Origin of the sequence: Amycolatopsis coloradensis (assembly GCF_001953865.1) — a bacterium.
Lineage (GTDB): Bacteria > Actinomycetota > Actinomycetes > Mycobacteriales > Pseudonocardiaceae > Amycolatopsis > Amycolatopsis coloradensis.
The window spans coordinates 264,280-277,585 of sequence record NZ_MQUQ01000005.1 but is presented as its reverse complement, the minus strand read 5'-3'; the positions used below and the strand labels follow the sequence as shown (position 1 = coordinate 277,585).

The following is a 13,306-nucleotide window of genomic DNA, read 5'->3' as shown; positions in this document are numbered from 1 at the left end:
CTAAACGCGGGGGCTGGTCGCGAAAACGACACAGACTCAGGCCGTCTTGCAGACAACTGTTTACATACCTCGCGCGACCGGCGAAAATCCCTTGCCTACTGGGTGGACACGGAGGATGGAGCCGGGATGCGCATACGAGGGCTGGTCACGCTGCTGACGATCGCGACAATGACCGCGGTGACGGCACAGACGGTGGAGGCGAGCCCCGGCAAGCCGGACGACGAGTCGATCGACTACCACGAATGGTCCGGTCAGCGCGGTTTCCGCGACGGCAGACTGGAAGGGCTCGACCTCCACCACGGCGAACTGCGCATCGACCGCCCGATCGGCACCATCGAGCACACCGAACCCGCGCTCGGCACCACGAAGACCTACGAGTACGGCCGATGGACGTCGGGAAGCCACACTCAGGGCTTCGACGCCTCCCAGCTGATCGCCTCGTGGAACGCGAAGACACCGGCCAAGACCTGGCTCAAGATCGAAGCGAAGGGCCGCACCTCGTCGGGCACCGAGACGGCCTGGTACGTCATGGGCCGGTGGGCCAGTGGGGACGCCGACATCAAGCGCACCAGCGTCGACGGCCAGAGCGACGCCGACGCGGCGGTCGACGTCGACACGCTGATCATGAAGGCCGGCGTCGCGCTCCGGTCGTATCGACTGCGGATCAGCCTGTACCGCGAGGCCGGCTCCCGCGCGACGCCGTCGGTCACCTCGCTCGGCGCGATGACGTCGCTGGTCCCGGACCGGTTCGAGGTCCAGGCGACGAAACCGGGCCGCGCCACCGGGATCGAACTCAAGGTGCCCCCCTACGCCCAGAACCTCCACAAAGGACAGTTCCCCGAGTACGGCGGTGGCGGCGAGAGCTGGTGCAGCCCGACGTCCACCGAAATGGTCGCCGAGTACTGGGGCAAACGGCCCAAGCGCGAGGACATGACGTGGATCCCGGAGGGTTACATCGATCCGACCGTCGCGTACGCCGCCCGCTACACCTTCGATCACGCTTACGACGGAACCGGCAACTGGCCGTTCAACACCGCGTACGCCGCTTCACTCGGACTGCGCGGGCACATCACCCGTTTGCACTCCTTGAACGAACTCGAGAACTACATCGCGCGCGGCATCCCGGTGATCACGTCGCAGTCGTTCAAGGCCGAGGAACTCGACGGCGCGGGCTATGGCACGGCCGGGCACATCATGGTCGTCGTCGGCTTCACGAAGGACGGGGACGTGATCGCGAACGACCCGGCCGCCAGTAGCAACGACCAGGTCCGAAATGTCTACAAGCGACACCAGTTCGAGACGATCTGGCAGCGCACCAAGCGGTACAACACCACTGGCGGGGTCTCGGGCGCTCCGGGCGGCGTCGCCTACATCATCACTCCGGGGCACTGAACCGATAACGCACCCGTGCGGATGTCGCGATCCGAAGCGGTTCCGTGGCAAGCTTCGGAGTCGACTATCGGAGGTGGGCATGCCGTACGAGGTCCAGGGCGTCGTTTCCCGCGCCAAGGGTGAACCGGTCTCGCTGGAGTCCGTGACGGTGCCCGATCCCGGGCCCGGCGAGGCCGTCGTCTCGGTCAAGGCGTGCGGCGTCTGCCATACCGACCTGCACTACCGCGAGGGCGGGATCAACGACGAATTCCCGTTCCTGCTCGGCCATGAGGCAGCCGGGTTCGTGGAGGCCGTCGGCGACGGCGTCACGGACCTCGAACCGGGTGACTACGTGATCCTGAACTGGCGCGCGGTCTGCGGCACCTGCCGCGCCTGCCGCCGAGGAAAGCCGTGGTACTGCTTCTCCACGTTCAACGCCGCCCGGCCGATGACACTGGCCGACGGCACCGCCCTGTCCCCGGCCCTCGGGGTCGGCGCGTTCCTCGAAAAGACGCTCGTCCACAGTGGACAGTGCACGAAGGTCGATCCGGCCGCCGAACCGGCCGTCGCCGGGTTGCTCGGCTGCGGGGTGATGGCCGGTCTCGGCGCGGCGCTGAACACCGGCGCGGTGAGCCGCGGCGACTCCGTCGCGGTCATCGGCTGTGGCGGTGTCGGTGACGCGGCCATCGCCGGGGCGCACCTCGCCGGGGCGAAGACCATCGTCGCCGTCGACACCGACGACCGGAAGCTGGCCTGGGCCAAGGACTTCGGCGCCACGCACACGCTGAACAGCAAGGGGCTGAGCGAAGACCAGGTCGTCGAGGCGATCCAGGAGTTCACCGATTCGTTCGGCGCGGACGTCGTGATCGACGCGGTCGGCAGGCCCGAAACGTGGCGCCAGGCCTTCTACGGCCGTGATCTCGCGGGCACGGTGGTGCTCGTCGGCGTCCCGACCCCGGACATGCGGCTGGAGCTGCCGCTGATCGACTTCTTCTCGCGCGGTGGCTCGCTCAAGTCGTCGTGGTACGGCGACTGCCTGCCCTCACGTGATTTCCCGATGCTGATCGACCTCTACCTCCAGGGCAGGCTACCGCTCGACAAGTTCGTCACCGAACGGATCGCGCTCGACGGCGTCGAGCAGGCCTTCGCGCGCATGCACCAGGGTGACGTCCTCCGCAGCGTGGTGACGTGGTGAAACTCTTCACCGACGCCGATTTCCCCGCCGACCCGTATCCGGGGGCGCGGCCGGGGCATTCGTTCGTCCACTTCGACGGCGCCGGGCACAGCCTCGACACGGCGCCGGAGGGCTGGCGCGAACGCCAGGCCGTGCTCGCCTACGGCTCGAACGCTTGCCCGGCCAAGATCACCTGGTTGCGGGAAAAAATGGGCCTGACGGGTCCGGTCGTCGTCTGCCACGCGCGCTGCACCGACCTCGCCGCGGTCTGGGCGTCCGGCCTGCGATTCCGGGACGGGCAACGGCCCGCGACGCTCGCCGCCGCGCCGGGCGTTGTCGAGGAGCACTCCGTCTGGTTCGCGACGCCGGAGCAGCTCGGCGTCCTCGATCGCTGCGAAGGCAACGGCCGGCGCTACAGCCTGGTTCGGCTGACCGCGCCGGCCATCACCCTCGACGACGGCACCGTGCTCGACGACGTGGTGGCGTACGTCGGCGCGGCGGACATCCGGCTGCCGATCCTCGTGGACGGCAGGCACATCCGCGTCGCCGACCTCGAACAGCGCCGGGCCGCGGCACTGGAAGGGATCCCCGCCGAGACGCACGGCCTGGACTGCACGCTGGTCGACGCCGGAAGCCTGGTCAAAGAAGCTTCCCGGGATTGAGGATCCCGGCCGGGTCGACGGCTTTCTTCGCCGCCCGCAACACTGCGACGCCGATCTCACCGATTTCCCCCGCCAGATAAGGCGCGTGGTCGACGCCGACGGCGTGGTGGTGCGTGATGGTGCCGATCCCGGTGATCGCCTCCGACGCCGCCGCCTTCGCCCGCCGCCACTGGCCGATCGGGTCGGCCTCGTCGCGGGCGGTGAGCACGGTGAAGTACAGCGACGCGCCCGTTTCGTAGGCGTGCGAGACGTGACACATGATGATGGCCCGGCCGAGTGTGGCGGTGAGCGCGGCACGCACGGCGTCGCGAAGGTCGCTCAGTTCCGCCCAATAGGCGGCCGTTTCCAAGGTCTCGACGCAGACGCCGTTGTCCATCAAGGCATCCCGCTGGCGTGGCCCGGAGAACCGGCCGCGCCGCCAGGATTCGCCGAGTGTCCGCCCGATCCGGACGGCGCCGAACGGCGCCAGCACCCTCGTGGTGTCCTGACGGCGCCGCGCGACCTCGCGCTTCGACGCGCCTTCCCAGCCGACGATCAGCAGGCAAGGACTTGAGATCCCGCGAGCCCGGAGATACCGGCGCAACGCCTTGGTCTTCCAACTGTCGTTGAGCGCCAGCGAAACCTCGCTTTCCTCCACATCGGACAGTCGCGTGACGTCCGCGAGCGCGTGCCGCTGGGCGAGTTCACGCACCGCCGCGGTGCCGTTCTCCCAGCCGTCGACGACGTAGCCTTCGTAGCGGCGCACTTCCGGCACCGGCCGGACGCGGAGGGCGACCTCGGTGATGACGCCGAGCGCGCCTTCGCTGCCGATGGCGAGGTGCCGCAGGTCGGGTCCGGCCGCCGACGCGGGCGCGACACCGAGTTTCCATTCACCGCGCGGGGTCGCGAGCCGGACACCCGAAACCATGTCCTCGAACCGGCCGTAACCCGACGAGGCCTGCCCCGCGGACCGGGTCGCGGCGAAGCCGCCGATGGTGGCGCGTTCGTAGGACTGCGGCACGTGCCCGAGGGTGAAGCCGTGCGCGGCGAGCAGCCGGTCGGCCTCCGGGCCGGTGACACCCGCCTGAAGGACCGCGATCCGGGACACGGGGTCGACGGAGACCAGGTCGCCGAGCCTGGTGAGATCGAGCGCGATCACCGCGGTTTTGTCACCGCGCAGTGCCGAAACCCCGCCGACCACCGATGTCCCACCGCCGAAGGGGACGACGCCGACGTCGTGCCGCGCGCAGATTTCCAGTACCGACTGGACTTCGTCGGGATTCCCCGGCAGGACGACGGCGTCCGGCACCGGAAAGTCACCGAACCCCCGTCGCCGCAACAGGTCCGAATAGGACAGGCCGCTCGCCCGCGCGAGCCGCTCCCCCGGGACCACCGAGACGTGCTCGGCGCCGACGAGTTCCTCGAGGTCATGTTTCGGCTGTTCGCCGAGCGCGGAATCGGGAACGGACGCCGCTGAAATCTCCGCGAACGGTGCCGCCGGGCCCAGCGGACCGATACGCTGGACGAGCCACCGCAGTGCCCTCGCCGGAAGGTGGGCCGCGTCACCGGCCTCAGGCGTCCAGGATCGTCTTAACCGGTGGTCAACAAGCTCTGTCACGACTACAGTGTTACATATGGACGTACAACGTCACTCACCTGCGGAAACAGGCGTTTCGGCGCTGGCGGACACCCGGTCCCGCCAGGCCTCCACGCGTGTGTCCGACGACGTTCTGCTCGACGCGGCGAAGAAGTGCGTTCTCGCCGTCGGCGTGAGGCGGACCACGCTCGCGGAGATAGCGCGGACCGCGAAGGTCAGCCGGATGACCGTCTACCGCCGGTTCCCGGACGTGCGCAGTGTGCTCGCGACCCTCATGACCCGTGAATTCGGCGGACTGCTGCAAAGCGCCGCCGAGCCGGACGCCGAACCGGCCAACTTCCGCGAAAGGCTGGTGCGGAGTTCGGCCGCCGCCGTCGCCGTGCTGTCGGGCGATCCGCTGTTCCGCACGCTGCTCGACCTCGACCCCGAACTCGTCCTGCCCTACATCGTCGAGCGGCTCGGGAAGACCCAGCGCTTCGCCGAGGGCGTGATCCTGCACCTGCTGCGGGCGGGCCACGAAGACGGCTCGATCCGCAAGGGCGACCTGCCTTCGCAGGCACGCACCCTGTTGCTGCTCATCCAGTCCTTCGCCTTCTCCTACCGCCCCGCCACCGCGGACGTGAACGAGGACCACCTGATGGCGGAATTCGCCCACGTGCTCGACGCGGCGTTGCGGCCGTGACGCCGGGCTCACTCAACGCCCTGCGCCGCGAGCGGGAACTCGCGGCACTCGCCGGCGGTGAGCGGGTCGACCTGGCGGTGGTCGGTGGCGGGGTCACCGGCGCCGGGATCGCGCTGGACGCGGCCGCGCGCGGCCTGTCGGTGGCCCTGATCGAGGCGTACGACCTGGCATACGGGACGTCGCGATGGTCCAGCAAGCTGGTCCACGGCGGTCTTCGCTACCTCGCCAAGGGCGATCTGGCGCTGGCGCACGAAAGCGCGGTCGAACGCGGGATCCTCATGACGCGCACCGCGCCGCATCTCACCAGGGCGATCCCGCAGCTGTTCCCCCTGTACCGCGAGACCTCCCGCGGCCAGCAGGCGTTCATCATGACCGGACTCGTCGCCGGAGACGGTCTCCGCCGCGCGGCCGGGACGCCCGCGTCGGTGCTTCCCCGGCCGAGGTCGATCCCGGCCGCGGAGGCGCTGGCGCTCGCGCCAGGCCTGACCCCCCAAGGCTTGCGTGGCGCGCTGCTGGCCTATGACGGCGCGCTGACCGACGACGCGCGGCTCGTGGTGAGCCTGGCGCGCACGGCGGCGTCACGCGGCGCGAAGATCCTGACCAGGGTCGAGGCGCTCCGGCTCGACGCGGGTTCGGTGCTGGCCAGGGACCGGCTCACCGGGCAGGAAGTGGAGATCCGCGCCGGTCAGGTGATCAACGCGACGGGCGTCTGGGCGGGCGAGCTGGCGAAATCGGTGCGGCTGCGGCCGTCTCGCGGTTCCCATCTCATCCTGGCCTCGGGTGCGGCGCGGATCGGCGCGACGTCGGTCAACGTGCCCGTCCCCGGGGAGAACAACCGGTTCGTCTTCCTGCTGCCGCAACCCGACGGTCGCGTGTTCGTCGGCGTCACCGACGAACCGACCGACGGCCCGGTCCCGCGCGTACCGGTCGTGCCGGAGTCCGATGTGGACTTCCTGCTCGAAGTGGCGTCGAAGGCGTTCACCCGCCCGCTGACCCGCGCCGACGTCGCCGGTTCGTTCGCCGGGCTGCGGCCGCTGGTCGAAGGCGCCGGGGGGCTCGGCTCGAAGCACTCTTCCCCGCTGAGAGCCCATCGGAGAAGCGCGGATCTCTCCCGCAAACACGCGGTGGTGACCGGCGCCGACGGTGTGCTCACCGTTGTCGGCGGCAAGCTGACGACGTACCGGAAGATGGCGGAGGACGCCGTCGACGCCGCGGTGAACCGGTCCGGGCTCCGCGCCGGGCCGTCGACCACTTCCAGGCTTCCCCTGCTGGGCGCGATCCAGCGTAGCCGTCTGTCCACTGTGGATGCCCCCGCCCGGCTGGTCGCGAAGTACGGCACCGAAGCGCCCAAGATCGCGGCACTCGGCGAGGTCGATCCGGAGCTGGGCCTGCCCCTGTTCGACGGGACCGAGATCAGCGCGGCCGAGGTCGTGTGGGCGGTGCGGCACGAGGGGGCGCTCGACGTCGAGGACGTCCTGGAGCGCCGCACCCGGCTCAGCCTGGTCGCCCCCGAAGCCGAGGCCGCCAGTGCCCGCGTCCAGGAACTCGTCGGCAAGTCGCTCGCCGGGCTCGGCTGACCCACCGCAACCAGTCCTCTACTTGCGGTGAAGCGCGCCCTCAACTTGACGAGACGTTGGGTTTTTGCAACAGTATGTTCTATGAGTCCGGTCAGACGCGGCAAAGAGCTGCCGATCTACAACCGGCTTCCCGTGCTTCGGGCGGAGCGTGGACTGAGCAGGGCCGCCCTCGCGGCGGCGGTCGAGGTCAACCCGCAGACCATCGGCGCACTCGAACGCGGGGACCACTACCCGAGCCTGGACCTGGCGTTCCGCATCTGCGCGGTGTTCGACCTCCCGGTGGAGGCCGTGTTCAGCCGCGAACCGTTCACGCCACTGTCCACTCAGGTCTACCGGGAGGGGGGAACATGACCGGGAAACAAGGGTGGCTCGCCGCGCGCTGGGAGCGACAGCAGGAGCGGTTCGAGGAGGTGGAACTCAGACGGGCCAGGAAGCTGCCGACCTGGCGCACGCGACGCCGTCGCCGCCACTTGAGCCTGCTCGTGATCCTCGGGAACCTGATGCTGCTCGTCGGTGCCTCGCTGTTCGTAACCCAGCAGGGGCCGATCTTCTTCGGGCTCTGGTTCGGCGGCGCCTTGATCACCGGAACCGCTCACTGGCTGCTGCGCATCCTCACCGGCAAGATGAGCGGCGGCTTCTCGCTCCGGCTCGACGAACGCGAACGGGAAATGCGCCACCGGGTCACCTACGTCAGCTACCAAATCCTGGTCGGCCTGATGATGGTCGGGATGGTCTACTCGATCATCATCTCGAACACGGAGGACGCGGGGTTCCGCATCGCGATCATGCTGACCGCGCTGCTGCTCGCCGGGACCACGTCGGCGGCGACGATCCTCGGCTGGACGCTGCCGGACGACGATCCCGAAGACTTCACCGACTTCGACGAGGGGAGCCCCGCGTGACCGGGGACAAGAAGCGCTACAAGGTGTCCATCGGGATGGTCGCCGTCGTGCTGGTGGCCGGAGGGGTCCTCGCCGGGGCGGGGCGGGCGATCCTGGTGTACCGGGCCACTTCGGTGGTGAGCAACGTCAAGCTGGACGGCCTGGTCCAGCGAAACCGCACGGTCTCCGGCGTCCACCGGGGTTTCACGGCGCTGGTGCGGTATTTCGAGGAGGGGAAGTGGAAATGAGCGAGGGAAAGCTTGAGATCGACCGGATCTCCAAGAGTTACGGCGCGAAGGTCGCGCTGGACGAGGTGAGCTTCGAGGTTCAGCCCGGTGAACTGTTCGGGTTCGTCGGCAGCAACGGCGCGGGCAAGACCACCACGATGCGGATCGTCCTCGGGGTGCTGGCGGCCGACTCCGGCCAGGTGCGGTTCGGCGGCGCGCCGATCACCCACGAGACCCGCACGCATATCGGGTACATGCCGGAGGAACGCGGGCTGTACCCGAAGATGAAGGTGCTGGAGCAACTGGTCTACCTCGCCGAACTGCACGGGATGTCGGCCAACGACGCGCACCGCGGCGCGGAGAACTGGATCGCCCGGCTCGGCCTGACCGAACGCCGCAAGGACGAGGTCCAGAAACTGAGTCTCGGCAACCAGCAGCGCGTGCAGCTCGCGGCCGCCCTGGTGCACGACCCGCGGGTGCTGGTGCTGGACGAGCCGTTCTCCGGCCTCGACCCGCTGGCCGTGGACGTGATGAGCGGGGTGCTGCGGGAGAAGGCCGCGACCGGCGTGCCCGTGGTGTTCTCCAGTCACCAGCTGGATCTGGTCGAGCGGCTGTGCGACCGGGTCGGCATCATCCGAAGTGGACGGATGGTCGCCTCCGGCACCGTCGGCGAACTGACCGCCGGCGCGGGCAACGGCCTCGTCGTCACCGCGCCCAACGCCGCGCCCGGCTGGGCCTCGGCCGTCCCGGGTGTCCGGTCGGTCGAGCAGAACGGCCCGACGGCGATCCTCGAACTCGAAGCCCACGCCGACGATCAGGCCGTGCTCGCCGCGGCACTGGCCACCGGCCCGGTCACCGAGTTCACCAAGCGCAGGCGTTCGCTGACCGAGTTGTTCCGCGACGCCGTCGCCGAGAAGCCCGCCACACAAGGAGTTTCCGCATGAACACCGTCTCGCCATGGCGCGCGGTCTGGCTCATCGCCAAACGTGAGCTGAACACGCGGCTGCGCACCAGGTCCTTCGTGATCGGCACCGCCGTACTGCTGGTCATGCTGATGGGCTACGTCCTGTTGCAGTCCACGCTGATCAGCAACGAGGACAAGAGCAAGATCGGCCTCACCGGCCAGACCGCCGGGATCGCGCAGCAGCTCCAGACGGCGGGTGCGGCGGTCGGCGAGGAGATCGAAACCGTCACCGTCGCCGATCCGGCGCAGGGCCGGGCGCAGGTCGAGAACGGCGATCTCGACGCGCTGCTGTCCGGCAACGCCACCGAACTGAAGGTGCTCGTCAAGTCCGAACTGGACAACAAGCTGCGTGCCCTGCTGACCGGTGTTTCGCAGCAGGAAGTGCTCAACGGCAAGCTTTCCGAAGTCGTGGAGAACCCGGACCAGGTGCTGCGGACGGTCTCCGCCACCCAGGTCCAGGTCGACTCGATCAAACCGCCGGATCCGGAGAAGGCCCAGCGGATGGTGATCGGGCTGATCGTGGCGGTGCTGCTGTACATGAGCATCGTGACCTACGGGACGCTGGTCGCCCAGGGCGTGGTCGAAGAGAAGTCGAGCCGGGTCGTCGAGATCCTGCTGTCCACCGTCCGGCCGTGGCATCTGCTGCTGGGCAAGGTGATCGGGCTCGGCCTGGTCGGCTTGACGCAGCTGGTGATCATCGGCGGCGCCGGGTTGATCGTCGCGTCGGCGACCAACGTGCTGACGCTGTCCGGGGTCGCGACGGGCGCGCTGCTGTGGGGCGTGGTGTGGTACCTGCTCGGGTTCCTGTTGTACGCCGTCCTCTACGGCGCGATGGGTTCGCTGGTTTCCCGGCAGGAGGACACCCAGTCGGTGATCGGCCCGGTCAACATCGTGCTGATCCTGGGCTTCGTCGTCGGGTTCAACCTGCTGGCGCAGTCGCCGGAAGGCACGGGCACGAAGATCCTTTCCCTGGTGCCGCTGCTGTCGCCGGTGCTGATGCCCGCCCGGATCGCGGCCGGGACCGTCGAGGTGTGGGAGATCGCGCTGTCGCTGGGCCTGACCGTGGGCGCCATCGCCCTGTTCACCTGGCTGGGCGCGCGGATCTACCAGAACAGCGTCCTGCGGGTCGGCAGCCGCATCAAGCTGACCGACGCCCTGAAGGGCTGATCGTTTCGCGCGTGAAGGCCCCCTTCCCTCGGTTGAGCCGAGGGAAGGGGGCCTTCACGTACCTTTGATGGCGCCGTAGCGCTCCAGGGCGACTTGGCGCTCGTGGGCGTGGTCGACCATGGGCGCGGGGTAGCCCTTGACGTCCTTCGGTTTGTGCACGGCTTTCCCTTGCACGGAACGGAGTTCGGGGACGTAGCGGCGGACGTACTCGCCGGTGGGGTCGAACTTTTCCCCCTGTGTGGTCGGGTTGAAGATCCGGAAGTACGGCGCGGCGTCGGTGCCGCTGCCGGCGACCCACTGCCAGTTCAGCTGGTTCGACGCGAGGTCGCCGTCGACAAGATGCTGCATGAAATGCCGTGCGCCGAGCCACCACGGCAGGTGCAGATCCTTGACCAGGAAGCTCGCCACGATCATCCGGACGCGGTTGTGCATCCAGCCCTCGGCGAGCAACTGCCGCATCCCGGCGTCGACGATCGGGAACCCGGTGCGTCCCGCACACCACCGCTTGAAGGCTTCGTCGTCACTCTCGTACTCCATGGCGTCGAAGCGGGAATCGTAGTTCTTCCGCGCGGTTTCGGGGCGATGCCACAGCACGTCGGCGTGGAACTCACGCCAGGCGAACTCGCCGCGCAACGACTTCGCGCCGGTGCCCTCGTTCCCGGCGATGTCGGCGAGCAGGGTGCGCGGATGGACGCAACCCCAGCGCAGATACGGCGAAAGTCTTGTCGTACCGGGACGATCCGGACGGTCGCGATCCTCGTCGTAGGTCTCGATACCGTCGTCCAGGAACTCGTGCCAGCGCTCCAGCGCCGCCTTCTCGCCCGGCTCGGGTAGCTCCATCCCTTTGAGGGAAGGGGATTTCGGGAGTTTCACCGACCAGGGCGGCTCCACCCAGTCCACTATGGACTCACCGGTGTCCGCGGGCCCTGGCCAGCCGTGGCGTGCCCACGCGCGGTGGAACGGGGTGAACACGCGGTAGGGTTCGCCGTCGGGCTTGGTGATCCGGCCGGGCGTGATGGCGTACGAGGAGCCCGTCTCGGTCCACGCGATGTCGTGTTCCGCCAACGCCTTCTTGACCTCGACGTCGCGGCGGCGGCCGTACGGGCCGGTGTCCGCGCTGACGTGCACGGCCGAGGCGCCGATCTCGCGGGCGGCCTTGACGACTTCGTTGACCGGATCGCCCTTGACGAGCATCAAACGGCCGCCGAGCTGGTCGTCCAGCGCTTTCAGGCAACCGTGCAGGAACGCGACGCGCGGGGCGCCCGACGGTTTGAGGAGCGCGTCGTCGAGGACGTACAGGGCGAGGACGTGCTTGCTGTGCTCCGAGGCTTCCAGCAGGGCGGCGTGGTCGCCGAGGCGGAGATCGCGGCGGAACCACAGCACTACGGGGGCTTCTCTGGTCACTCCGGCAACCCTATGCGGTACCGCCGGTGAGCGCAGTCCCGGATGTTATGAACGGTCCGTTCATAACGGATCTTGTTATGAACGGACCGTTTATAACACTTGCCGAGGCGAAGGTCAGCGCTCCGAGATCGGCGCGTAGTCCCGCTCCGCGGAGCCGGTGTAGATCTGCCGCGGGCGGCCGATCTTGGTGGCCGGGTCCTGGATCATCTCGCGCCAGTGCGCGATCCAGCCCGGCAGGCGGCCGAGCGCGAACAGCACGGTGAAGTACTTCGTCGGGAAGCCGAGCGCCCGATAGATCAGACCGGTGTAGAAGTCGACGTTCGGGTACAGCTTCCGCTCGATGAAGTAGTCGTCCGAGAGCGCGGTCTCTTCCAGCTTCTTCGCGATGTCGAGCAGCTGGTCGCCGCCCTTGAGCTTGGAGAGGATGTCGTCCGCGGTGTTCTTGATGATCTTCGCGCGCGGGTCGTAGTTCTTGTAGACCCGGTGCCCGAAGCCCATCAGGCGGACACCCTTTTCCTTGTTCTTCACGCGGGTGACGAAATTCGCGACGTCGCCGCCCTCGGCCTGGATGCCCTCGAGCATGTCCAGGACCGCGCTGTTGGCGCCACCGTGCAGCGGGCCGAAGAGCGCGTTGATGCCCGCCGAGATCGAGGCGAACAGGTTCGCCTCGGACGAGCCGACGAGACGCACGGTCGAGGTGGAGCAGTTCTGCTCGTGGTCGGCGTGCAGGATGAACAGGAGGTCGAGTGCCTTGGCGACGTCCGGGTCGACCTCGTAGGGCTCGGCCGGGAAACCGAAGGTCATCCGGAGGAAGTTCTCGACGAGGCCGAGCGAGTTGTCCGGGTACAGCATGGGCTGTCCGACGGACTTCTTGTACGCGTACGCCGCCAGGGTCGGGACCTTGGCCAGCAGGCGGATGGTGGACAGCTCCACGTTCGGTTCGTCGAACGGGTTGAGCGAGTCCTGGTAGAAGGTCGACAGCGCCGATACCGCGCTGGAGAGCACCGGCATCGGGTGCGCGTCGCGCGGGAAGCCGCTGAAGAAGGCTTTCAGGTCTTCGTGCAGCAGGGTGTGGCGCTGGATCTTCTCGGTGAACTCGGACAGCTGCGTCTCGGTGGGCAGCTCGCCGTAGATGAGCAGATAGGAGACCTCGATGAAGGTCGACTTCTCGGCCAGCTGTTCGATCGGGTATCCGCGGTAGCGCAGGATGCCGGCGTCACCGTCGATGTAGGTGATGGCCGAGGACGCGGCACCGGTGTTCACGAACCCCGGGTCGTGGGTGATGTACCCGGTCGTCGCCAGCAGCTTCCCCAGCTCGATCCCAGGCGCGCCCTCGACGGGGTGGATCACCTTGAACTCGTGCTCGCCATTGGGCAGGCGCAGCGTCGCGGTCTCGCCGGACTGCCCCGCAGCCGTCGTCGCGTCGGACATGTAAGTCCCTCTCACGTTCAGCACGGGCCGGCGGCGCCTGTAGGTTCCACAGGTACGCCCTCTTTCACGCGCGTGACCCACGGCCTCGCTGCACACCGCCCCGCTGGGGTATGAATTCCCCACCACGCTAGTCGAGAGTGGGGTCAACGCGCAGCGGGTGAGTTGCTCACAACAGCCGCTTTGGGACCAG

The 13,306-nt window shown here is 68.4% G+C and carries 13 protein-coding genes; 10 read left to right on the top strand and 3 right to left on the bottom strand.

Annotated features, from left to right (window positions below; translation table 11 throughout):
• Positions 1-126 precede the first annotated feature (126 nt).
• From BS329_RS10880 to BS329_RS10870, 3 genes are all read left to right on the top strand, one after another.
• Positions 127-1,392: a C39 family peptidase gene (locus BS329_RS10880; protein WP_076158864.1), complete on the top strand. Its 1,266-nt coding sequence runs from the start codon at positions 127-129 to the stop codon at positions 1,390-1,392.
• Between the two features lie 79 nt (positions 1,393-1,471).
• Positions 1,472-2,566 carry an S-(hydroxymethyl)mycothiol dehydrogenase gene (locus BS329_RS10875; RefSeq protein ID WP_076158862.1) on the top strand — a complete coding sequence of 365 codons (1,095 nt, stop codon included), beginning with the start codon at positions 1,472-1,474 and terminating at the stop codon, positions 2,564-2,566.
• Positions 2,560-3,207: a gamma-glutamylcyclotransferase family protein gene (locus BS329_RS10870; protein ID WP_076158859.1), complete on the top strand. Its 648-nt coding sequence runs from the start codon at positions 2,560-2,562 to the stop codon at positions 3,205-3,207. Before BS329_RS10875 ends, BS329_RS10870 begins: the two co-directional genes overlap by 7 nt.
• Here BS329_RS10870 and BS329_RS10865 read toward each other — a convergent pair.
• Positions 3,185-4,804: an FAD-binding oxidoreductase gene (locus BS329_RS10865; protein WP_084749568.1), complete on the bottom strand. Its 1,620-nt coding sequence runs from the start codon at positions 4,802-4,804 to the stop codon at positions 3,185-3,187. The genes BS329_RS10870 and BS329_RS10865 overlap by 23 nt on opposite strands.
• Positions 4,805-4,901: 97 nt before the next feature.
• Between BS329_RS10865 and BS329_RS10860 the strand changes: the two genes are divergently transcribed.
• The 7 genes from BS329_RS10860 (at position 4,902) to BS329_RS10830 (ending at position 10,281) form a co-directional block, all read left to right on the top strand.
• Complete coding sequence (locus tag BS329_RS10860) at positions 4,902-5,465, top strand: TetR/AcrR family transcriptional regulator (protein WP_076158856.1); 564 nt, start codon at positions 4,902-4,904, stop codon at positions 5,463-5,465.
• A complete protein-coding gene (locus BS329_RS10855) occupies positions 5,462-7,042 on the top strand; it encodes a glycerol-3-phosphate dehydrogenase/oxidase (RefSeq protein WP_076158854.1) in 1,581 nt (526 codons plus the stop codon). The genes BS329_RS10860 and BS329_RS10855 overlap by 4 nt, the downstream gene beginning before the upstream one ends.
• A gap of 81 nt (positions 7,043-7,123) precedes the next feature.
• The gene (locus BS329_RS10850) at positions 7,124-7,393 is read left to right on the top strand and encodes a helix-turn-helix transcriptional regulator (protein WP_034308595.1); all 270 of its coding nucleotides are present in this window, start codon (positions 7,124-7,126) and stop codon (positions 7,391-7,393) included.
• Positions 7,390-7,944, top strand: coding sequence for a hypothetical protein (locus BS329_RS10845; RefSeq protein ID WP_076158851.1), 555 nt, complete (start codon positions 7,390-7,392; stop codon positions 7,942-7,944). The genes BS329_RS10850 and BS329_RS10845 overlap by 4 nt, the downstream gene beginning before the upstream one ends.
• Positions 7,941-8,171 carry a hypothetical protein gene (locus BS329_RS10840; RefSeq protein WP_076158848.1) on the top strand — a complete coding sequence of 77 codons (231 nt, stop codon included), beginning with the start codon at positions 7,941-7,943 and terminating at the stop codon, positions 8,169-8,171. Before BS329_RS10845 ends, BS329_RS10840 begins: the two co-directional genes overlap by 4 nt.
• Positions 8,168-9,094 (top strand): ABC transporter ATP-binding protein, encoded by a 927-nt coding sequence (locus BS329_RS10835; protein WP_076158845.1) that lies wholly within the window; start codon positions 8,168-8,170, stop codon positions 9,092-9,094. The genes BS329_RS10840 and BS329_RS10835 overlap by 4 nt, the downstream gene beginning before the upstream one ends.
• The gene (locus BS329_RS10830; RefSeq protein ID WP_076158843.1) at positions 9,091-10,281 is read left to right on the top strand and encodes an ABC transporter permease; all 1,191 of its coding nucleotides are present in this window, start codon (positions 9,091-9,093) and stop codon (positions 10,279-10,281) included. The genes BS329_RS10835 and BS329_RS10830 overlap by 4 nt, the downstream gene beginning before the upstream one ends.
• Before the next feature lie 54 nt (positions 10,282-10,335).
• Here BS329_RS10830 and BS329_RS10825 read toward each other — a convergent pair whose 3' ends face one another.
• Positions 10,336-11,685 (bottom strand): cryptochrome/photolyase family protein, encoded by a 1,350-nt coding sequence (locus BS329_RS10825; RefSeq protein WP_076158840.1) that lies wholly within the window; start codon positions 11,683-11,685, stop codon positions 10,336-10,338.
• A 114-nt stretch (positions 11,686-11,799) separates the two neighbouring features.
• Complete coding sequence (locus BS329_RS10820) at positions 11,800-13,116, bottom strand: citrate synthase (RefSeq protein WP_076158837.1); 1,317 nt, start codon at positions 13,114-13,116, stop codon at positions 11,800-11,802.
• Between the last annotated feature and the right edge of the window lie 190 nt (positions 13,117-13,306).